We start from the raw sequence: 18,943 nt of genomic DNA on the forward strand, positions 1-18,943 counted from the left end.
AGTTGCTCGTTGTCGGTTGTCAGAATGTGCTGTCGGCAATTAAAGCGAACGAACAACTGACAACGAACAACTGACAACTAAAATGGTAGAAATTGAACACCTGACCAAAACCTACGGCACCCAAAACGCCGTGGACGACATCAGCTTTACGGCGGGCAAGGGCGAAATCGTGGGCTTCCTGGGGCCCAACGGCGCGGGCAAGAGTACGACCATGAAAATCGCCACCGGCTACCTGCCGCCCAGCGCCGGCACCGTGCGCGTGGCCGGCCACGACGTGCAAACCGAGAGCCTGGCCGTGCGCCGTGAGGTGGGCTACCTGCCCGAGCACAACCCGCTCTACCTCGACATGTACGTGCACGAGTACCTCGAATTCATCGGGGCCGTGCACGGGCTGCGGGGCCCCGGCCTGCGCAACCGCGTGGCCGAGCTGGTGCGCCGCGTGGGCCTGAGCCGCGAGCAGAACAAGCAAATCGGGGCCCTGAGCAAGGGGTACCGCCAGCGTGTGGGCCTCGCTCAGGCGCTGCTGCACGACCCCAGCGTGCTCATCCTCGACGAGCCCACCACCGGCCTCGACCCCAACCAGATTCAGGAAATCCGGGAGCTGATTCGGGAAGTGGGCCACGACAAAACGGTGATTTTCAGCACTCACATCCTGCCCGAAGTCACGGCCCTGTGTTCGCGCGTCATCATCATTAGCCGCGGCAAGCTGGTGGCCGACAGCCCGGTGGCCGAGCTGGCCGCCCGCGCCGCCGGCGAAACCGTGGTTCGCGCCGAGTTCGAGGGCCCCGTGGACACCGCCCGCCTGGCCCAGCTGCCCGGCGTGCGCGGCGTAGAAGCGGGCCCCGGCGGCACCGTCAGCCTGCGCAGCGCCCCCGGCACCGATTTGCGCGGCGCTATTTCGCGCCTCGCTGCCCAGGAAGGCTGGGTGCTGCTGGGGCTCCGCCAGGAGCAGCAGTCGCTGGAGGCGGTGTTTGGGGAATTGACAAAGTAGAACGAATTAAAAAATACAAGGTCGTCATGCTGAGCGCAGCCGAAGCATCTCTCCCACTGACTAATTATTTACTGCCGCGGGAGAGATGCTTCGGCTGCGCTCAGCATGACGGCTTAAATGCCATGACGTTCTGAATAAAATAAATGCTAACAATCCTTAACAAAGAATTCAACGCCTTCCTGAACTCCGCCGTCGCCTACGTGGTGCTGGGGGTGTTTCTGGTGGCAACGGGCCTGTTCGTATGGGTATTTCCCGACAGCAGCGTGCTAGATTACGGGTTTGCCGATTTGCAGACGCTGTTCTCGCTGGCCCCCTGGCTGTTTCTATTCCTGATTCCGGCCATCACCATGCGCACCTTCGCGGAGGAGAAGAAGGCCGGCACCATCGAGCTGCTGCTCACGCGCCCGCTGACGGATGGGCAGATTATCGGTGGTAAGTACCTGGCTTGCTTGCTGCTGGCGCTGCTGGCGCTGGTGCCCACGCTGCTCTACTACTTCTCGGTGTACCGGCTGGGCAGCCCCCCCGGCAACATCGACTCGGCGGCCACGGTGGGCTCGTACCTGGGGCTGGCGCTGCTGGCGGCGGTGTTTGCGGCCATCGGCATTCTGGCTTCGGCGCTCACGCGCGACCAGATTATTGCCTTCCTGGTGGCCGTGGTGGGGTGCTTTCTGCTGTACTCGGGCTTCGATTCGCTGGCCTCGGTGCTCGACGGCAGCGCGGCCTATTATGTGAGTCAGCTCGGCATCGCGGCCCACTACCGCGACCTGAGCAAGGGCCTGGTGGACTCGCGCGACGTGGTGTATTTCTTGAGTGTGGTGGCCGTGGCGCTGCAAGCCACGCGGTTGGTTTTGCGCAGCCGCACCTGGTAAATGGAAACGACGATTCACGACACCCCGCCCGCCGCGCCCACGCCCGCCGCCTCGCGCAAACGGGCCGACTGGCTGCGCTTCGCCGCCGTGCTGGGGGCCCTGCTGCTGCTCAACTTCATCGGCCAGCGCCTGTTTTTTCGCCTCGACCTGACCGAGGAAAAACGCTACACGATGGCCCCGGCCACCAAGCAGCTGCTCTCGGATTTGAAGCAGCCGGCCACCATCACCGTGTACCTCACCGGCGACTTCCCGCCGGCCTTCCGCCGCCTTGAGCAGGGGGTGCGCGAAACCCTGAACGAGTTCAAAGTGTACGGTGGTGCCAACCTGAACTACATTTTCATCGACCCCAGCGCGGCCAGCACCGAGGCCAACCGCAACAAGTTTTACCAGCTGCTCTTCAAAAAAGGCCTGAAACCCACCAATCTGGGGGCCACCGAAAACGGCAAGCGGGTGGAGAAAATCATCTTTCCCTGGGCCGTGGTGGACGTGGGCGGCCGTACCAAAAACGTGCTGCTGCTGCGCGGCAGCCAAACCGCCTCGCCCGAGGTGCGCCTCAACCAAAGCCTGGAGGGCCTGGAGTACGAGCTGGCCAGCACCATCCGCAACCTTACGCCCGGCCGCCGCAAGCGCATCGGCGTGGTGGAAGGCCACGGCGAGCTGACCAATACCGAGGCCGGCGACATGCTGGGGGCCTGGCAGCAGCAGTACGACGTGTACCGCGTAACCTTGGGCCAGGTGCCCGACTTGCGGTCCCTCGACGCCATCGTGGTGGCCCAGCCCAAGCAGCCCTACTCCGAAACCGAGAAGTTCAAGCTCGACCAGTTCATCACCCAAGGCGGGCGGGCGCTGTTTTTCGTCGATGCCCTGCGCGTGGACCTCGACAGCGTGAGCCGCAACGGGGCCTCGCTGGCCACGCCGTATAATTTGAACTTGGACGACTTGTTCTTCAAATACGGCCTGCGGCTGAACCCAAACCTGGTGCTGGACCTCAACTCTGGCCAGATTCCGCTGGTGACGGGCATGGAGGGCAACAAGCCCAAAATCGAGCCCATGCCCTGGCAGCTCTACCCGCTGGTCAACAAGTTTAGCCCGCACCCCATCACCCGCAACCTCGACGCGGTGTACCTCAAGTTTGCCGGCAACCTGGACACGGTGAAGGCCGTGGGCGTGCGCAAAACGGCCCTCATGACCACCTCGCGCTACACCCGCGTGCTGCCCGCGCCGGTGCCCATCAATTTCAACGACGCCCGCCTGGAGCCCAACCCCAAGCTGTTCCAGAAGGGGTTCCAGCCGGTGGCCTACTTGCTCGAAGGGCAGTTTCAGTCGCTGTTTGCCAACCGCACCCGGCCGGGCACCATGCAGTTTCAGCCCGAGAAAAACCCGCAGGCCCGGCCCAGCAAAATCCTGGTTATTTCCGACGGCGACTTCATCCGCAGCGAAATCGACCAGAAAACCGGCCGCCCCTTCCGCCTGGGCTTCGACCGCCTCGCCAACACCGAGTTTGCCAACCGCGAGCTGGTGCTCAACGCCACCGACTACCTGCTCGACGACACCGGCCTGATTTCCGTGCGCGGCAAGCAAATTACCCTGCGCCCCCTCGACAAAGTGCGCCTCGCCGAGGAGCGCCGCCGCTGGCAGTTCCTCAACCTGGGGGCCCCGCTGGTGCTGCTGGGCCTGTTCGGGGCCGTGCGGGCCTGGCGGCGCAAGCGGCGGTACGCGAGTTTTGCGGCGGCGTAATGTGCTAAACGAAAGCCGTTTGAAATGTTTATTGCACAAGAACGGCGCTTTAGTTAAGCGCCGTTCTTGTGCAATAAACGCGTTAATTTAACCTTGAAAGTGGTTTAGCGTTATTCTGAATCCGGGAAATAATAATTGTATTCGCGTTTTGGACGCGGTAGATAATGCTGTGGCCACCGCTTACTAATTCCCGCGTAAGTCCGTCTTTGAACTGCGAAGCTATTCGCCCACTTTGCGGAAAATTTATCATAATATCTACCCGGGTAATTAATTTATCAATCAATCGCTCAGCGTAGTCTTCAGAAAACTGGCTGTAGAATTCGCGCAATTGATTCAAGTCTTCAATTGCCGGAGTTGACCAGATTATTTGCGCCGCGATCTAACCAGTGCTTTTACTTCTTCGTGGGTTTTAGATTCGCCGCGCTCAGCAGCCGCGAAACCCTCCTCTATTTTCTCGATGTAAATTAAGCGGTCAATTAATTCCTCCAACTCAAACTTGTCTGGAAGCTGGTCAATCGTGTCCTTTACAGTTTCTTTAGTCATGGCGAGTGGCGTTTAGCTTTTGTTAAAGATAAGGAGTGAAAGCTTCCTGCCGCCTACACCAAAATCCCCACTTCTTCCGCCTCCATCAGTCCCTGCGCATTCACGGCTCCCAGGCGGAGAGCCCTGGTTTCGCCCACTAGCAGCGGGTCGTACTTGGCTACTACGCGGATATAGTTGGGCGTGAAGCCTTCCATGCGGCCATCTTTCACGTCGTCCTCGAAGAGCACTTCGGTTTCCAGGCCCAGGTGCTCTTCGTAGAAGGCGCGCTTTTTCTTCTCGGAAAGGCTGCGGAGTTGGGTGGTGCGCTCGTGGCGCACCCGGTCCTGCACGCGGCCGGGCAGGGTGGGGGCCAGCGTGTCGGGCCGCTCCGAGTACGGGAACACGTGGAGGTAGCTGATGGGCAGCTCGTTGAGGAACTGGTAGGTGTCCAGAAAGTCCGCGTCCGTCTCGCCCGGAAAACCCACAATCACGTCCACACCGATGCAGGCGTGCGGCATCAGGGTCTTGATGCGGGCCACGCGCTGGGCGTAGAGGTCGCGGCGGTAGCGGCGGCGCATCAGGCCCAGGATTTTATCGGACCCGCTTTGCAGCGGAATGTGGAAGTGAGGCATGAAGCGCCGCGAGGCCGCCACCGTGGTCAGAATTTCGTCCGTCAGCAAGTTGGGCTCGCAGCTGCTGATGCGGAAGCGGCGGATGCCTTCGATCTTGTCCAAGGCCGCCACCAACTGGGTGAAATCCTCGCGCCGCTCGCGCTCGGGGCCCTGGATGCCGAAATCGCCCAGGTTTACGCCGGTGAGCACGATTTCGGGCACGCCCTGGGCAGCCAAGTCTTCTACCCGCGCCACCACGCTGGCGATGCTGCCCGAGCGGCTGCCGCCCCGCGCCAGCGGAATGGTGCAAAACGAGCACGAATAGTCGCAGCCGTCCTGCACCTTCAAAAACGTGCGGGTGCGGTCGCCAAACGAGTGGGCCGGGTGGAACTCCGTGGCCGCCGCGATGGGCGAGGCCCGCACGTGGCCCGGCTGCCCGGCCGCCGGACGTGGCAGGCCCGCAATGGTGTCGGCGAGCTGGAACTTCTCGGCCGCGCCGAGCACCGCCGCCACGCCGGGGATGTTGGAAATTTCTTCGGGCTTGAGCTGGGCGTAGCAGCCCACGATGGCCACAAATGCCGCGGGGTTGTGCTTCAGGGCCTGCTGCACCACTTTGCGGCACTTGCGGTCGGCGTGGTCCGTGACGGAGCAGGTGTTGATGACGTAGTAGTCGGCGCCGGCTTCGAACGCCACCGGCCGGAAGCCTTTTTCCTCAAACTGCCGGCCGATGGCCGACGTTTCGGAGAAGTTGAGCTTGCAGCCCAGCGTGTAGAAGGCGACGGATTGGGGAGTTGCCATAGCCTGCAAAGATACGGCCCGGTCGGGCAGGGTGCTGCCCCGAAGTGGACGCGAACCGCCCGGCTGAGGGGGTGTTCGGAATGTAGGAATCAGTAGCACGGGCTTGGTAATGCGAAGTTCCGCGTTGTGCGGCCGCCCCTAAGCAGTGCGGCGGAGCCTGAACTATCAAATTCGCGCTACGCACTGTCGGCACACAATGCCGGGGCATTCGTGAGCCGGTTCTCGGGCTAATTGAGAATGGGACACCGCCTAAAACTTCAAATCTTTCATAACAAGGGTAAAATTTGGTGGGAACGTTTGCGCGGCATCCGGAACGTTTGCAGCCCCACTGATTTTTTACCGTTGCTTCATAAAAGCTTGCTTTTTTCTTGAAAACACCTCCTTTTTTAGTGTCTTTCGTTGAGAAATTAATTCAAACCATATATTTGCCGTTGTAAAAACGCCCCAATTTCTCAAAAACATCGATCCTGATTTTCTCTTCAACCCACCCGTATGGCCATCCTCCGTTTTAAAGCGCTTGAATTGGTGAACAAGCGCAAAGCCGTTACTGTGAAGCCTGCCGCGGCCCGCCGCTCCGACAGTTTTGGGCAAAACGTGTTTAATCTGGAAGCCATGCGGGCCACAATGGCCGGCGAATACTTCAAGAAGCTGCAAGCCGCCGTGAAGCAGGGCGCAGCCGTGGAACGCAACGTGGCCGACGCCGTGGCTTCGGCCATGAAAACCTGGGCCATGGCCAAGGGCGCTACCCACTACACGCACTGGTTCCAGCCCCTGACCGGGGCGACGGCCGAAAAGCACGATTCGTTCTTCGACCTCAACTCCGAAGGCCGCGCCATTGAGAGCTTCAAAGGCTCGGCGCTGGTGCAGCAGGAGCCCGACGCCTCGTCGTTTCCCAACGGCGGCATCCGCAACACCTTCGAGGCCCGTGGTTACACCGCCTGGGACCCGACGTCGCCCGCGTTCATCATCGAAACCGTGGGCGCTAAAACGCTGTGCATCCCCACGATTTTCGTGGCCTACACCGGCGAGGCGCTCGACTACAAGGCCCCGCTGCTGAAGTCGCTGGCCGTGCTGGAAAAAGCCGCCCTCGACGTGTGCCAGTATTTTGACAAGGACGTGAGCCGGGTGCACACCACCCTGGGCATCGAGCAGGAGTATTTCCTGGTGGACAAGGCCCTGTACGACGCCCGCCCCGACCTGGTGATGACGGGCCGCACGCTGTTTGGCCACGCCCCGGCCAAGGGCCAGCAGCTCGACGACCATTACTTTGGCTCGATTCCGGCGCGGGCCCACGGCTTTATGCTCGACTTCGAGGAGGAAGCCAACCAGCTCGGCATTCCGCTGCGCACCCGCCACAACGAGGTGGCCCCCAACCAGTTCGAGTGCGCCCCCACCTTTGAGGACGCCAACCTGGCCGTGGACCACAACCAGCTTCTGATGGACCTGATGTCGCGCGTGGCCGAGCGCCACGACCTGAAGGTGCTGCTGCACGAGAAGCCGTTTGCCGGCGTGAACGGCTCGGGCAAGCACAACAACTGGGCGATGAGCACCGACACCGGCGTGAACCTGCTCGCCCCCGGCCGCCGCCCCAAGGAGAACCTGCAATTCCTCGCCTTTTTCATCACCACCATCAAGGCCGTGCACCGCTACGGCGACTTGCTGCGGGCCAGCATCGCCTCGGCCAGCAACGACCACCGCCTGGGGGCCAACGAAGCGCCGCCGGCCATCATGTCGGTGTTCGTGGGCTCGATGCTCGACTCGGTGCTCGACGAGCTGGAGCGTACGGCCAAGGTGCCGCTCGACAAGGGCGACAACATCTACCTCAAGCTGGGCATCGACAAGATTCCGCCCATCCTGCTCGATAACACCGACCGCAACCGTACCTCGCCCTTCGCCTTCACCGGCAACAAGTTCGAGTTTCGGGCCGTGGGCTCGTCGGCCAACTGCTCGTCGGCCATGACGACGCTCAACGCCATCGTGGCCGACCAGCTCATCGACTTTAAAACCCAGGTGGACGAGCTGATTGAGCAAGGCAAAAAGAAGGAAGTGGCCATCGTGGAGGTGCTGCGCGAGTACGTCATCAGCTCGAAAAGCATCCGTTTCGAAGGCAACGGCTACTCCGACGAGTGGAAAGAGGAGGCGGCCCGCCGCGGCCTGAACAACGTGCCGACCACGCCCCTGGCCCTCGACGCCTTGGTGACGCCCGAAGCCGCCGAACTGTTTGCCCGCCACGGCATCCTGTCGGAAGTGGAGCTGCACGCCCGCCACGAGATTTTGCTGGAAGAGTACCAGAAAAAGATTCAGATTGAAGGCCGCGTGATGGGCGATTTGGCCATCAACCACATCATCCCCACGGCCATCGCCTACCAAACCAAGCTCATCGAAAACGTGCGCGGCCTGCGTGAATTGGGCCTCGACGGCGACCATACGCAGGTGACGGTGGAGATGATTAAGGCCATTTCGGGTTACGTATCGACCATTAAAACCACCGTGGACGCGATGGTGGACGCCCGCCGGGAAGCCAACAAGCTAACCGATGTGCGCGAGCAGGCCGTTGCGTACTGCGACGACATCAAAACAAAGTTTGCTCCCATTCGCCGGGCCGTTGACAAGCTCGAGCAAATGGTGGCCGACGAGGACTGGCCCTTGGTTAAGTACCGCGAACTGTTGTTCCGGAACTAGGCTTCAAGGGGTAGAATCGGGTCCGGTGTTGGGTGGGAATTCTCGCCGCGCCCCGGTTTTGAAAGAGGCAGCCTGCGTGGGCTGCCTTTTTTTGTGGGCGGGCATTGGGGCCGGGCGCGGCCACGGCCCAGGCGCGGGCGGCGGCTACGCAGCGGCGTCCGGGGCGGGGGCCAGCCGCGGGGGCGGCCCGGGGCCCGCCGGCACCAGCTCGGCGCGGCTGCCGGGGTCGGGCACGAGCAGTTTCCAGGTGGCGTGGCGCAGCTCGTCGAGGCGGCCGACGGCCTCGCCCACGGTGGGGTTGGCTTTCAGCTTGTCGAACGCCCCGCTTTTCAGGGCCACGGCCACCAGCCGTTCCAGCACGAAGGGCAGCACCCAGCCCACCACGTTGGAGGCCAGCACGCCGCGCAGGCCCAGGCGGGCCAGCAGGCGCACGCTCATGCGCTCGAGCAGCACCACCCGGGCGGCGGGCAGGGCCCGGTTGGCCAGGAAGTCGGTGACGAGCTTGAGGTTGCCCTTTTCCACCTCGGCCCGCAGCACGTCCTGCACCGCGTCGAGGGCGCGGGCCACCAGTTGGCGGAACAGGCGCCCGGTTTGCCAGGCGGCCAAGCCGGTGCGGCGGGCAGCGCGGGCCACGAGCGGGAAGAAGGTGGATTTTTTCATGGGAATGCGTCAGCGACGCGGTAAAACAAATAAATAACCCAAGGGAAGCGAGCGTAATGGAACGCGTACGCCAGGCCCTAAGTTAACGCTCGAAATCTGGGGCCCGACGCCGAGCGGATACGTAAAACGTACCGCTGTGGCCGGGCCCCTGATCCGCTTTTCCTTGCCCCCGCGGGGGCCCTGCCGTTGTTTTATTCGCTTACATGACTGATTTGCTACTGGATATCAATTTACAACAAATCCCAGACGCGTACTTCGACGGCGAGTGGGCCGTGGCCAACCGCGTGCTGAACCGCAACGACCCGGGCAGCCCGCTGGCGCAGGCCACCCGCCTGGTGCTGAAGCCGGGGCAGGTGGAGGCCCACGCGCCCGCGGCCGCCGACACCCAAACCGGCCGCTGGGACGTGATGCGCGACGAGCTGCTGAACCGGCCTTACCTGCGCTTCGAACTGCCCACCGAAGAGGCCCGGGCCTTGGTGACGCGCCTGCGCCGCTCGGCCGACGGCCTGCGCAGCCAGCTCAACCTGTACTTTGCGTCGGGCATGGAGCTGCAGCTTAGCCTGCTGTAAGGGCTTCTTCGGCAAGTATTGTTTTACCCATTCTCTGTTTTGTGAATTCCGCCCCTTCTCACCCCGACGCCGTGTCCGCTACCGGAACCGAGCAGTTTACGTTCTTGGCCGACATGCTTCCGCAATTGGTGTGGATGACGGACCCCACGGGGTTTCACACCTACTTTAACCAGCGCTGGGTTGATTACACGGGTTATACCCTGGCCGACAGCGTGGGCCCCGACATGTGGAACAACCTGCTGCACCCCGACGACCAGGCGCGGGCCCGCCAGGTGTGGGGCCACTCGCTGGCCACCGGGGCCGATTACGAGATTGAGTACCGGTTCGAAGCGCAGGCCGGCGACTACCGCTGGTTCCTGGGGCAGGCCCGGCCCCGGCGCGACGCCGCCGGCCAAATCGTGGCGTGGTTTGGGACGTGCACCGACATCCACGACCAGAAAGTGGCCGCCGAGCAGCTGCGCGAGCGGGAATCGGAATTTTCGACGCTGGCCGACAACGTGCCGCAGCTCTCGTGGATGGCCCGGCCCGACGGGCACATCTACTGGTACAACAAGCGCTGGTACGACTACACGGGCACCACCCTGGCCGAAATGGAGGGCTGGGGCTGGGACAAGGTGCACCACCCCGATTACATCCAGCCGGTGGTGGAATTCGTGCGCCAGGCCTGGGGAGCCGGCGAGCCCTTCGAGCTGACGTTTCCGCTGCGGGGCCAGGACGGGCAGTACCGCTGGTTCCTAACCCGCGCCGTGCCCGTGCGCGACGCGCAGGGCCACACCGTCCGCTGGCTGGGCACTAATACCGACGTGACGGAAATGCGCCAGCTGCAAGACCAGCTCCAGAGCGCCTACGACGACCTCGAAGCGAAGGTCGCGTTCCGCAACCTGGAGCTGGAGCACGAAGTGCAGGCGCTGCGGCGGCAGGTGGGCAAGTAGCCGGGGCCCCTGCCCATCCCCGGGGGAGGCTGGCACGGCCGCGGCGAAAAAACGCACGGTGCGGGCGAAAAGTAAAAAGCGGCTTGGCCGGCAGAGTTGGCACAAAGAAGGCCGGTGAGTAGTGCGCTACCCACCGGCCAACAGCGCCCATTAATTTCCTGCTTGGTCGCGGCGAGCGTAGGAGGCGACTTGTTTTGTTGAATGCAAAAAGGACCTGCCCTCGCACGAGGACGGGCCTTCATAGCAGTTGCTGACCAGGTGCAAGCTCAGGAAGTCGTCTTATTTGTCGGCCATTTTATCGTGGCTCATCCTGCCGTCTTGCATTTGGCCTTTGGCCGCCGGGCGAGGGAAGTCGCCTGTAATGAATTGATTTTCGGGCGGGCAGACGATTCAGCCAGCCGGGCCTTACGGCATACCAGAATTGTTACTCTTCCTTCGGCCGGGCCCCGTGCGCGTCCATCAGCTGCTGCAAGCGGACGCGCAGGGCGGCCGGCAGCGGCAAGTCGGCGGGTACGGTGGCCCCGGCGGCGGCTTTGGCCTGGCGGGCGATGAAAAGGCTCTGAAACGAGTAGCGGCGGCAGTAGGGGCACAGGCGCAGGTGGGCCCAGAGCTGGGCGCTGGTCTTGGCGGGTAGCGGCTCGTCGGCGCGGCGCTCGAGGAGCAGGGTGGCTTGCTGGCAGTTGAAAAGCGGCGAGGGAATGCTCATGCAGGGGCGGGGGCTTGGAACCAGTTCTTTTCGAGGCAGCGGCGCAGGTGCAGCTTGGCCCGGTGAACGATGACCCAGTAATTAGACGGCGAAAGGCCGAGTTCCTGACAAATGTCCTCGGCCGGCAGTTCCTCCACGAAGCGCAGCACGAACACGGCCAGGTGCTGGGGCGAGAGCCGCTCCTGGCAGCTTTTCAGTATCTGCTGAAATTCAACTTGTTCCAGCACCACGTCGCCCCGGCCCTCGTTGCCAACCCCGTCCCAGGGCTGCGGAAATTCCTCCGCGCGCCAGTGCCCGTCGGCGGGCCGAAAGAAGTCGGCTTCGGGCTGTTGCCCGGCCGTGAGGTCGAGGGGCACGAAGGGCGAGCGGGCCTGCCGCCGGTAGTGGTCAACAATTTTGCGCTTCAAAATTACGAACAGCCAGGTGCGCTCCGAGGCCTGCCCCCGGAAGGTAGCCTGCGCTTCGAGGGCGCTCAAGAAAGTGTCTTGTACCAGCTCCTCGGCCGTGGCCGCCTCGGCCACGCGGCCCAGCGCGTAACGGTACAGCTCGTCGCCGAAGCGGGCGGGCCACTGCGTGGGTACCAAACCGGCCAGCGAAGTATGCATCGGGCTAACAGTCAAATGGGTAGTTACGGCAATGATAAGGTAAAAATCGGGTACTGGCCTTCCGGGCTGGCTTACACCACCACAGTCGCCTTGCCGGCCAATTTGCCCGGCCACCGCCGCCCGCCTCGGTTGGCGGCGGTGGCAAACGCCAAAGCTCGGGCGTAATCATCACGAGAGTATCACGGGGAGAATCTGTTTTCAACCGCTTTCAGCCGCTGAGTTCCCGGGCTAGCGTACCACCGCAAATCAGCAGCGCAAACTTTGTAGTTCGCGCCTCCTCCCCGCGATTGCCGGGCAGGGACGCGAGCTACAAAGCTCGCGCTACCATACACTGATTCGGAACCCGCTTTGGGGCAGCTGGTAGCTCAGGCCCAGTGCGGCTAGGTTATGGAAGCGGTGGAAGCGGCTGTCATCGTCTTCGTAGGCCGTGACGAGGTGGCTGTAGCCGACGCGCAAGCTCAGGCCGCCGCTTAGGCGCACGGCGGCGTACAGCTCCGAATTCAGCGAGCCCCGGTCCGGGCGACCCCCTAGCAGCACGTTGCCAGCAACCGGCCGCACCGGGCTGCCCGCGGGGCCGGGCAGCCCGGCGGCGCTCAGGTCCTGGCGGTCGCGGCCGGGCCCCGCGCTCAGGCCCAGGGCATCGAGGTTGAAACCCACGCGCAGCGGACCCGCCACCCGCGCCCGCAGGTGAAAAGCGGCATTGAACGACGTAATGGCCGGCCGCGCCACCCGGATTTCCGCGTTGGCGGGGCCAGCTTGGGGATTCAGGGCGTAGCCGTCGCCAAAAAAATGCGATACCCTGCCCCCCAGCCCCACCTGATATCGGCCGGCCGCATCCAAGCCCCACAGGTGCCAAGCGGCCGCCGAGGCATAATCAAGCGTCGGGCCCGCCGCGCTGGTCAGGTCAAATACCGTGGCCGAACGGGGGCCGGTGGGCTGCGCCTGGGTAGGTGAAGCGAGCAGCCCCAGTAGCAGGGCCAACGCGGGTAGCAGGGTGCGTTTCATACGTAGCTAGTTTAACGCCAGGCGGTCGGATGAGCCGGACAAGTGGTTGGTCCAGTGGGGCTGGGAGCAGGGCCGGTCGGCCCCCCGCGTTAGCGCCGGCACATCGGCCGCGTTGCGCAGAGGCATGCACACGTGGCCGGTTGGGCCCGTCACCTAGCGGGCAGGCCCGCCGGGTTCGACGCCCGCCGGGCGGCGGCCTTACAGCTACGACGCAGGAAAAAGCCGCTGCCCTGTTGAGAACTGTGCCGAAACCCCAGCTGTCGCCTCACCTGTCCCGTGCGCGAAGCAGCTGCGCTTCCCCTTTGCCAGTTGCCCAAGAAAGTCGTCGTTGAGAGGCACCCCCTAGCTGTTTGCTGGCTTCACCGGTAAACCCGCCCCGCCAACTACTGGGTCGAAATGGGCTACGACTGGTGCGGCCGGGCCGCGCTTGCAAAAAAATAGCCAGGGGCTGTAAGGCAACCGCCGGCCGCCGACGTCGGCATCTACGACCCCGTGCCGCGCGCTACCGCCCTGGTGCACGGCCTGCTGGCGTTTGCCTTCAACACGGCCGTGGTGGCGCTCAGCATCGGCGGCCTGGTGAGCGTGCTGTAGCCAGGGGAGGCGGCAGGGCCCCCGGCGAAACAACCGGTTGGCGGCGAGGCGTGCCGGCTGGCGGGTGCCTCGCCGCAATTTTCCGCCCCGTTGCAATGAGAACCACGGGGTGCGCTTACCCAAAAGGAATCATTTTGATGGGCCCGGCGTACGGGGCCTTCGGTAAGCCATGGCTTACTTGCTTACCTTATAGACCCGCCCTTTTTCGCCCATGCACGCCATTGCCATTGCCCGCCCCGGGGGCCCCGAAGTACTAGCGCCGCGCACCCTGCCCACGCCCGCGCCGGCGGCGGGCCAGGTGCTCATCCGGGTGCAGGCCGCCGGCGTGAACCGGCCCGACGTGTGGATGCGCAAGGGAGCCTACGCCGGCAGCGGCGACGTGGCGGGCCTGGTGCCCGGCCTGGAAGTAGCGGGCGTGGTGGCCGCGTGCGGCCCCGGCGTGGCCCGCTGGCAGCCCGGCGACGCCGTGTGCGCCCTGCTGGCGGCCGGCGGCTACGCCGAATACGCCGCGGTAGACGCCCGCCACTGCCTGCCGGTGCCGGCTGGCCTGTCGATGGTGGAAGCCGCGGCCCTGCCCGAAACCGTGTTCACGGTGTGGCACAACGTGTTCGAGCGCGGCGGCTTGCGGCCCGGCGAAACCTTGCTGGTGCACGGGGGCAGCAGCGGCATCGGCACCACGGCCATTCAGGTGGCCACGGCGCTAGGCAGCCGCGTGGCCACCACGGCCGGCAGCGCCGCCAAGTGCCAGGCCTGCCGCGACCTGGGGGCCGAGTGGGCCATCAACTACAAAACCGAGGACTTTGCCCAGGTGCTGGCCGCCGTGGGCGTGGACGTGGTGCTCGACATGGTGGGCGGCGACTACACCCCCAAAAACCTGCACCTGCTGCACGACGACGGCCGCCTCGTGTTCATCAACGCCACCCGGGGGCCCCAGGTCACCTTCGATGCCCAGGACCTGATGCGCCGCCGCCTCACCGTCACCGGCAGCACACTGCGCCCGCGCTCGGCCGAGTTTAAGGCTGCGCTGGCGGCGGCCGTGGAGCAGCACGTGTGGCCCCTGGTAGCGGCCGGCCGCTTCCGCCCGGTCATCGACTGCACGTTTCCGCTGGCCGAAGCCCGCGCCGCGCACGAGCGCATGGAAAGCAGCGCCCACATCGGCAAAATTGTGCTCACCGTCGGCAACGACTAGGCCGGGCGCGGCGCCCGGCTACGCCCGGCCCGGAAGTTGCGCGGCGGCCCCAAGTTACCTTTGCGGGGCCGCGCAACTTTCGCCGCCGGCCCGTAGTTTTTTGGTTATGAACAAGACCTATTGCCCCAGCCTGACCGCCTACCAACGCCGCGTGGCCCGCGTGGTGAACATCGGCGGCGTGCCCATGGGCGGCGACTACCCCATCCGGGTGCAAAGCATGACCACCGTGGACACGATGGACACGCAGGGCTCGGTGGAGCAAACCCTGCGCATGGTGGCCGCCGGCTGCGAGTACGTGCGCATCACGGCCCCCAGCGTGAAGGAGGCCCAGAACCTGCTGGAAATCAAGAAAGAGCTGCGGGCCCGCGGCTGCAACGTGCCCCTCATCGCCGACATCCACTTCACGCCCAACGCCGCCGAGCTGGCCGCCCGCATCGTGGAGAAAGTGCGCGTGAACCCCGGCAACTACGCCGACAAAAAGAAGTTCGAGGAAATCGAGTACACCGATGCCAGCTACGCGGCCGAGGTGGAGCGCATCCGCGAGCGGTTCCGGCCGCTGGTGAAAATATGCAAGCAGTATGGCACGGCCATGCGCATCGGTACTAACCACGGCTCGCTGAGCGACCGGATTCTGAGCCGCTACGGCGACACGCCGCTGGGCATGGTGGAGTCGGCGCTGGAGTTTCTGCGCCTCTGCGAAGAGGAGAATTACTACGACGTGGTGCTGAGCATGAAGGCCAGCAACACCCAGGTGATGGTGCAGGCCTACCGCCTGCTGGTGCAGAAGCTGGACGTGGAGGGCCTGCAACCCTACCCGCTGCACCTGGGCGTGACCGAGGCCGGCGAGGCCGAGGACGGCCGCATCAAGAGCGCCGTGGGCATCGGCACACTGCTCGAAGACGGCCTGGGCGACACCGTGCGCGTGAGCCTCACCGAGGCCCCCGAGGCCGAAGCCCCCGTGGCCCGCATGCTGATTGACCGCTACCTGGGCCGCGCCGCCACCGCCCGGCCAATCAGAGCTATTAGCTATCAGCCGTTAGCCGTTAGCCCCGGGCACGGGCAAGAAGAGCAAAAAGCTAACAGCCAGCAGCTAGTGGCTAACAGCTCAGAAAGTCCCATCAACCCGTTCCAGTACCTGCGCCGCGTCACGCACGAGGTGGCCAACTTTGGGGGCCTGAACGTGCCGCGCGTCATCGCCGACATTTCGCGCCTGCCGCGCCTGGAATACGGCGACCTGCGGGCTGCCGGGCACCTGTACACGCCGTTTCTGGATAAGTTCCAGATGTCGGACCAGGGCGCGGACTATATCTACACCGGCGAGCGGCCGGTGCCGTTCATGCTGCCCAACGGCCTGAAGGAAATCGTGACCGGCACCGCCTGGATTGACGGCGGCCGCCGCCCCGACCACTACCCGCTCTTCACGGCCGACCGCTACATGGAAACTAAGGAGCCCCGGGGCTTCCACCCGCAGCTCAACTTCCTGATGCTGAGCCTGGACGCCCTGGATGCGCCCCTGCTGGCCCGCCTGCGCACCGACCCCACCGTGGTGCTGGTGCTGGTGACCACCAACACGCACGCCATGCCCGAAATGCGCCGGGCCTTCTTCGAGCTAATCAACGCCGGCGTGAGCTGCCCGGTCGTCATCTGCCGGGCCTACGGGCCCCAGCCGGCCGCCCAAACCCAGCTCGACGCCGCCACCGACGTCGGGGGCCTGCTCATCGACGGCCTCGGCGACGGCATCGTGCTGGGCACCGAGCTGCTGCCCGACATGCCGCAGGAGGAGTGGCAAACCCAGCTCGACGGCCTCAACCAGCTCAGCTTCGGCATCTTGCAGGCGGCCCGCACCCGCATGAGCAAGACCGAGTACATCAGCTGCCCCAGCTGCGGCCGCACCCTGTTCGACTTGCAGGAAACCACGGCCATGATTCGCCAGCGCACCGACCACCTCAAGGGCATCAAAATCGGCATCATGGGCTGCATCGTGAACGGCCCCGGCGAGATGGCCGACGCCGACTACGGCTACGTGGGCGTGGGCAAGGGCAAAATCGCCCTCTACCGCGGCCAGGACGTCATCAAAAAAACCGTCCCCGAAGAGCGCGCCGTGGACGAATTAATCGAGCTGATGCGCGAAGACGGGAAGTGGATTGAGAAGGAAGTGGTGGGGGAGCCGGTGGGGGTTTAATAGTCGTTGAGAAACTCTTCGAATTTCTCCGTTAAATCAGGATCGTCAAATTCTTGAATTATCCTAGCAATGTCAATTTGTCCCTTGCTCGCGGCCAAAGCTGCTAAAGCGCAAGAAGTGTATTCTTTTTTCCAAGGCAGGGTTTTGTTAGCGGCGATTAAGTTTTCAATCTGTTGCAAGCCTTGGTGATACTCTTCCTCATATTGCTGCGGGATTGAAATGTTGCTTACATGGCGTTGAATCTCAATTAATGCAACAAGGCCAATTAGCCGCCGGTCAATTATCGTCTTTTTAATTCCAATCCGAATAAGCTGGGGTACTGCTAAGTAAGAAGCAGTGCCAACATCGCCTTGGTGGTGTAATTCATCCCATAATTCATCCAGAATCTCATTAGTTTCCTCAGAATCTACGGCTGCTTCGAGTCGCCGAAGTGGTTGTGATACGTCGTATTTAATTTGGTAACCGCTAGTGAAATCCTCCCAGCAAGAATCATTGAGTGAGAGCATATGTAAAAATATGAAAGCAGTGATTCCAGTAAATTATTTTGTTGCGCAACTCACAGTCGACGGCTTCGCAATCCTTCCGCAATTATACACCCAGCTCGAAATAGCCGCTCTGCTGCACTGTATCGAAAGCGCCCCGGCGGCGGGCGCTAATTTCCGCCGCAGCCAGGACGTGTTTGCCATTCGCAATTTGCTGGGCGAAATACCGGCGCTGGGGGCCCTGTTGGACACGGCCGCGCTGCGGAAATTATTGGGCGAATTGTTTCCGGCGGGCGGCCACCTCACCAAGGCTATTTATTTCGACAAGCCAGCGGGCTCGAACTGGCTGGTGGCGTGGCACCAGGATTTGATGATTAACGTGGCGCACCGGGCCGATGTGCCCGGCTTCGGGCCCTGGACGGCCAAGGCCGGCTGGGTGGCCGTGCAGCCGCCGGTGGACGTGCTCGAAAACACCGTCACCGTGCGCCTGCACCTCGACGCCTGCGACGCCACCAACGGGGCCCTGAAGGTGGTGCCCGGCTCGCACCGGCGCGGCGTGGTGCCGGCCGCAGCCATCGCCGGCCACACGGCCACGGCCACGGTGTGCGCCGTGCCCGCCGGCGGGGCCATGCTGATGAAGCCGCTGCTGCTCCACGCCTCCAACCGCAGCACCAGCGACCGGCCGCGGCGGGTGATTCACCTGGAATTTTCGGCCGAGGAGCTGCCCGCGGGGCTGGCCTGGCGCGAGCGGCGGGCCTGGGGCGGTTGAACTATACCTTGGGAATTTCGAGCTGCTTGCAAATCTCCCGGCACAAGTCTTCGTCAATGTCGCCATGCCGGGGTACGCTGGTACGCTTGCCAGTCAGCGTATTTTTGTAGATGTCGTGCCGACTGCTGCGTCGGTGCAGCGGGCAATTATTTGCTTCCAGGTATTTGATGCATTTGCCGCATTTTATTCCTGACTAAGCAAATTCTACTTCCTCCTGAGCAATAATAGCATTGCTGTCTTCGGCATCATCCTCGCGCATATCTTCTAAGTACAGCGCCAGCGCATCCTGAATATTCTCTTTTACCTCGGCTATCGTCAGGCCCTGCGTGAGCACCCCGGGAATTTCTTTTAACTGGCCAATCAGCTGGGTTTTGCCTTGGCGGATAACAAGTGTGAATTTCATGGGTAGCGACCGGATTGGTTAACGAGTGGCTAAAGTAACAAGGGTGCGGCTTTTTCGTGCCTAACAGCTAGGGCCCCATGGGTTTATTATCGTCCCAAAAAAAACGCCCGAAACCGCGCCAGTTCCGCTAACTCCCGCTGCACGTAGGCGTTGAAAAACGCCTCGCCTACCTGCCGGCGAAGCACCGAAATGCCGACGTCAATCAGCCGCAGGCCCTGGGCGGTGAGCAGGATATTATCGAACCGCTCGCCGGGTAGGTTGGAGGGCCGCTGGAGGTCGTGGTGCGCGAAGCCGGCGGCGTGGAGGCCCCGCAGCTCGTCGGCGAACACGTCGAACTGTATTTCGCGCATCTCCACTTCGTGGGCGCGAAAATCGAGGGGGTAAAGGCGCTCCATTACGAGCATGTCGACGCCGAGTGCCTCGTTGACCTCCAGGCGGTGGAACTTAACTACCAAGTCGTTGACCTCGTTGGCGAAGCGCATTTTTTCGGCCTCCGAGCCAATATCGGAGCGCGTGTCCTGGCTGAAAATCTTGCCAACTTCCGTTGAGGAAAGGGCAATGGCGGCGTTGTTGGCCCCGCGCGAAAGCTGCCGGGGGTAGCGTTTGGGTTCCATACGGGCGGCGGTAGCGGTGGCCGAAG

At 63.3% G+C, this 18,943-nt stretch carries 21 protein-coding genes; 10 read left to right on the forward strand and 11 right to left on the reverse strand.

Features of this window, described 5'->3' with window-relative positions:
* Positions 1-82: 82 nt before the first annotated feature.
* The 3 genes from gldA to gldG all read left to right on the forward strand — a co-directional run bounded on the left by gldA (position 83) and on the right by gldG (position 3,597).
* Entirely contained in the window at positions 83-991 is a 909-nt protein-coding gene (gene gldA, locus HNP98_RS02250) for a gliding motility-associated ABC transporter ATP-binding subunit GldA (protein ID WP_173808430.1), read from the forward strand.
* Positions 992-1,134: 143 nt separating this feature from the next.
* Positions 1,135-1,860 (forward strand): gliding motility-associated ABC transporter permease subunit GldF, encoded by a 726-nt coding sequence (gene gldF / locus HNP98_RS02255; RefSeq protein ID WP_173808431.1) that lies wholly within the window; start codon positions 1,135-1,137, stop codon positions 1,858-1,860.
* A complete protein-coding gene (gldG, locus tag HNP98_RS02260) occupies positions 1,861-3,597 on the forward strand; it encodes a gliding motility-associated ABC transporter substrate-binding protein GldG (protein ID WP_173808432.1) in 1,737 nt (578 codons plus the stop codon).
* 82 nt (positions 3,598-3,679) lie between these two features.
* Here gldG and HNP98_RS22415 read toward each other — a convergent pair whose 3' ends face one another.
* From HNP98_RS22415 to mtaB, 3 genes are read right to left on the reverse strand one after another with little or no spacing between them, the layout of a single operon-like run.
* Entirely contained in the window at positions 3,680-3,934 is a 255-nt protein-coding gene (locus HNP98_RS22415; RefSeq protein WP_173808433.1) for a type II toxin-antitoxin system RelE/ParE family toxin, read from the reverse strand.
* Positions 3,935-3,960: 26 nt separating this feature from the next.
* Positions 3,961-4,140: a hypothetical protein gene (locus tag HNP98_RS02270; RefSeq protein WP_173808434.1), complete on the reverse strand. Its 180-nt coding sequence runs from the start codon at positions 4,138-4,140 to the stop codon at positions 3,961-3,963.
* Positions 4,141-4,193: 53 nt separating this feature from the next.
* Complete coding sequence (gene mtaB / locus HNP98_RS02275) at positions 4,194-5,528, reverse strand: tRNA (N(6)-L-threonylcarbamoyladenosine(37)-C(2))-methylthiotransferase MtaB (protein ID WP_173808435.1); 1,335 nt, start codon at positions 5,526-5,528, stop codon at positions 4,194-4,196.
* A 492-nt stretch (positions 5,529-6,020) separates the two neighbouring features.
* Here mtaB and HNP98_RS02280 point away from each other — a divergent pair, with 492 nt between their 5' ends.
* Positions 6,021-8,210, forward strand: a complete 2,190-nt coding sequence (locus HNP98_RS02280; protein ID WP_173808436.1) for a glutamine synthetase III family protein — start codon at positions 6,021-6,023, stop codon at positions 8,208-8,210.
* A 144-nt stretch (positions 8,211-8,354) separates the two neighbouring features.
* Here HNP98_RS02280 and HNP98_RS02285 read toward each other — a convergent pair whose 3' ends face one another.
* Entirely contained in the window at positions 8,355-8,870 is a 516-nt protein-coding gene (locus tag HNP98_RS02285) for a hypothetical protein (RefSeq protein ID WP_173808437.1), read from the reverse strand.
* 203 nt (positions 8,871-9,073) lie between these two features.
* Here HNP98_RS02285 and HNP98_RS02290 point away from each other — a divergent pair, with 203 nt between their 5' ends.
* Together HNP98_RS02290 and HNP98_RS02295 are read left to right on the forward strand one after the other, a co-directional pair.
* Positions 9,074-9,439 carry a hypothetical protein gene (locus tag HNP98_RS02290; RefSeq protein WP_173808438.1) on the forward strand — a complete coding sequence of 122 codons (366 nt, stop codon included), beginning with the start codon at positions 9,074-9,076 and terminating at the stop codon, positions 9,437-9,439.
* Positions 9,440-9,510: 71 nt separating this feature from the next.
* The gene (locus HNP98_RS02295) at positions 9,511-10,371 is read left to right on the forward strand and encodes a PAS domain-containing protein (RefSeq protein WP_317171016.1); all 861 of its coding nucleotides are present in this window, start codon (positions 9,511-9,513) and stop codon (positions 10,369-10,371) included.
* A gap of 424 nt (positions 10,372-10,795) precedes the next feature.
* On the opposite strand, the gene HNP98_RS02300 is transcribed toward HNP98_RS02295, so the two are convergent.
* The 3 genes from HNP98_RS02300 to HNP98_RS02310 all read right to left on the reverse strand — a co-directional run bounded on the left by HNP98_RS02300 (position 10,796) and on the right by HNP98_RS02310 (position 12,687).
* Complete coding sequence (locus HNP98_RS02300) at positions 10,796-11,077, reverse strand: zf-HC2 domain-containing protein (RefSeq protein ID WP_173808440.1); 282 nt, start codon at positions 11,075-11,077, stop codon at positions 10,796-10,798.
* A complete protein-coding gene (locus tag HNP98_RS02305; protein ID WP_173808441.1) occupies positions 11,074-11,682 on the reverse strand; it encodes a sigma-70 family RNA polymerase sigma factor in 609 nt (202 codons plus the stop codon). Before HNP98_RS02305 ends, HNP98_RS02300 begins: the two co-directional genes overlap by 4 nt.
* 321 nt (positions 11,683-12,003) lie before the next feature.
* Positions 12,004-12,687: a hypothetical protein gene (locus HNP98_RS02310; protein WP_173808442.1), complete on the reverse strand. Its 684-nt coding sequence runs from the start codon at positions 12,685-12,687 to the stop codon at positions 12,004-12,006.
* Between the two features lie 492 nt (positions 12,688-13,179).
* On the opposite strand from HNP98_RS02310, the gene HNP98_RS21495 reads away from it, so the two are divergent.
* From HNP98_RS21495 to ispG, 3 genes are all read left to right on the forward strand, one after another.
* On the forward strand, positions 13,180-13,278 hold the full coding sequence (locus HNP98_RS21495; protein WP_217425620.1) for a DUF1345 domain-containing protein: 99 nt from the start codon (positions 13,180-13,182) through the stop codon (positions 13,276-13,278).
* Positions 13,279-13,489: 211 nt separating this feature from the next.
* Positions 13,490-14,467 carry an NAD(P)H-quinone oxidoreductase gene (locus tag HNP98_RS02315; protein WP_173808443.1) on the forward strand — a complete coding sequence of 326 codons (978 nt, stop codon included), beginning with the start codon at positions 13,490-13,492 and terminating at the stop codon, positions 14,465-14,467.
* Positions 14,468-14,573: 106 nt separating this feature from the next.
* Positions 14,574-16,649 (forward strand): (E)-4-hydroxy-3-methylbut-2-enyl-diphosphate synthase, encoded by a 2,076-nt coding sequence (gene ispG, locus HNP98_RS02320; RefSeq protein WP_173808444.1) that lies wholly within the window; start codon positions 14,574-14,576, stop codon positions 16,647-16,649.
* Here the strand turns inward: ispG and HNP98_RS02325 are convergent.
* Positions 16,646-17,155, reverse strand: coding sequence for a hypothetical protein (locus tag HNP98_RS02325; protein ID WP_173808445.1), 510 nt, complete (start codon positions 17,153-17,155; stop codon positions 16,646-16,648). The genes ispG and HNP98_RS02325 overlap by 4 nt on opposite strands.
* 169 nt (positions 17,156-17,324) lie before the next feature.
* Here HNP98_RS02325 and HNP98_RS22155 point away from each other — a divergent pair, with 169 nt between their 5' ends.
* Positions 17,325-17,900 carry a phytanoyl-CoA dioxygenase family protein gene (locus tag HNP98_RS22155; RefSeq protein WP_217425621.1) on the forward strand — a complete coding sequence of 192 codons (576 nt, stop codon included), beginning with the start codon at positions 17,325-17,327 and terminating at the stop codon, positions 17,898-17,900.
* 1 nt (position 17,901) lies between these two features.
* Here HNP98_RS22155 and HNP98_RS02335 read toward each other — a convergent pair whose 3' ends face one another.
* The 3 genes from HNP98_RS02335 to HNP98_RS02345 all read right to left on the reverse strand — a co-directional run bounded on the left by HNP98_RS02335 (position 17,902) and on the right by HNP98_RS02345 (position 18,917).
* Positions 17,902-18,087 carry a type II toxin-antitoxin system HicA family toxin gene (locus HNP98_RS02335; protein WP_173808654.1) on the reverse strand — a complete coding sequence of 62 codons (186 nt, stop codon included), beginning with the start codon at positions 18,085-18,087 and terminating at the stop codon, positions 17,902-17,904.
* Between the two features lie 6 nt (positions 18,088-18,093).
* The gene (locus HNP98_RS02340; protein ID WP_173808447.1) at positions 18,094-18,303 is read right to left on the reverse strand and encodes a type II toxin-antitoxin system HicB family antitoxin; all 210 of its coding nucleotides are present in this window, start codon (positions 18,301-18,303) and stop codon (positions 18,094-18,096) included.
* Between the two features lie 86 nt (positions 18,304-18,389).
* Entirely contained in the window at positions 18,390-18,917 is a 528-nt protein-coding gene (locus HNP98_RS02345) for a hypothetical protein (RefSeq protein ID WP_173808448.1), read from the reverse strand.
* Positions 18,918-18,943: the final 26 nt, after the last annotated feature.

The sequence above is a fragment of the Hymenobacter caeli genome, from assembly GCF_013294115.1.
Lineage (GTDB): Bacteria > Bacteroidota > Bacteroidia > Cytophagales > Hymenobacteraceae > Hymenobacter > Hymenobacter caeli.

Coding starts and splice junctions, on each gene's coding strand:
- HNP98_RS02270 (WP_173808434.1), bottom strand. CDS start 4,140: ATGACTAAAGAAACTGTAAAGGACACGATTGACCAGCTTCCAGACAAG.
- mtaB (WP_173808435.1), bottom strand. CDS start 5,528: ATGGCAACTCCCCAATCCGTCGCCTTCTACACGCTGGGCTGCAAGCTC.
- HNP98_RS02345 (WP_173808448.1), bottom strand. CDS start 18,917: ATGGAACCCAAACGCTACCCCCGGCAGCTTTCGCGCGGGGCCAACAAC.
- gldF (WP_173808431.1), top strand. CDS start 1,135: ATGCTAACAATCCTTAACAAAGAATTCAACGCCTTCCTGAACTCCGCC.
- HNP98_RS02340 (WP_173808447.1), bottom strand. CDS start 18,303: ATGAAATTCACACTTGTTATCCGCCAAGGCAAAACCCAGCTGATTGGC.
- HNP98_RS02290 (WP_173808438.1), top strand. CDS start 9,074: ATGACTGATTTGCTACTGGATATCAATTTACAACAAATCCCAGACGCG.
- HNP98_RS02285 (WP_173808437.1), bottom strand. CDS start 8,870: ATGAAAAAATCCACCTTCTTCCCGCTCGTGGCCCGCGCTGCCCGCCGC.
- HNP98_RS02315 (WP_173808443.1), top strand. CDS start 13,490: ATGCACGCCATTGCCATTGCCCGCCCCGGGGGCCCCGAAGTACTAGCG.
- HNP98_RS02300 (WP_173808440.1), bottom strand. CDS start 11,077: ATGAGCATTCCCTCGCCGCTTTTCAACTGCCAGCAAGCCACCCTGCTC.
- gldG (WP_173808432.1), top strand. CDS start 1,861: ATGGAAACGACGATTCACGACACCCCGCCCGCCGCGCCCACGCCCGCC.
- HNP98_RS02310 (WP_173808442.1), bottom strand. CDS start 12,687: ATGAAACGCACCCTGCTACCCGCGTTGGCCCTGCTACTGGGGCTGCTC.
- gldA (WP_173808430.1), top strand. CDS start 83: ATGGTAGAAATTGAACACCTGACCAAAACCTACGGCACCCAAAACGCC.
- HNP98_RS02280 (WP_173808436.1), top strand. CDS start 6,021: ATGGCCATCCTCCGTTTTAAAGCGCTTGAATTGGTGAACAAGCGCAAA.
- ispG (WP_173808444.1), top strand. CDS start 14,574: ATGAACAAGACCTATTGCCCCAGCCTGACCGCCTACCAACGCCGCGTG.
- HNP98_RS02305 (WP_173808441.1), bottom strand. CDS start 11,682: ATGCATACTTCGCTGGCCGGTTTGGTACCCACGCAGTGGCCCGCCCGC.
- HNP98_RS02325 (WP_173808445.1), bottom strand. CDS start 17,155: ATGCTCTCACTCAATGATTCTTGCTGGGAGGATTTCACTAGCGGTTAC.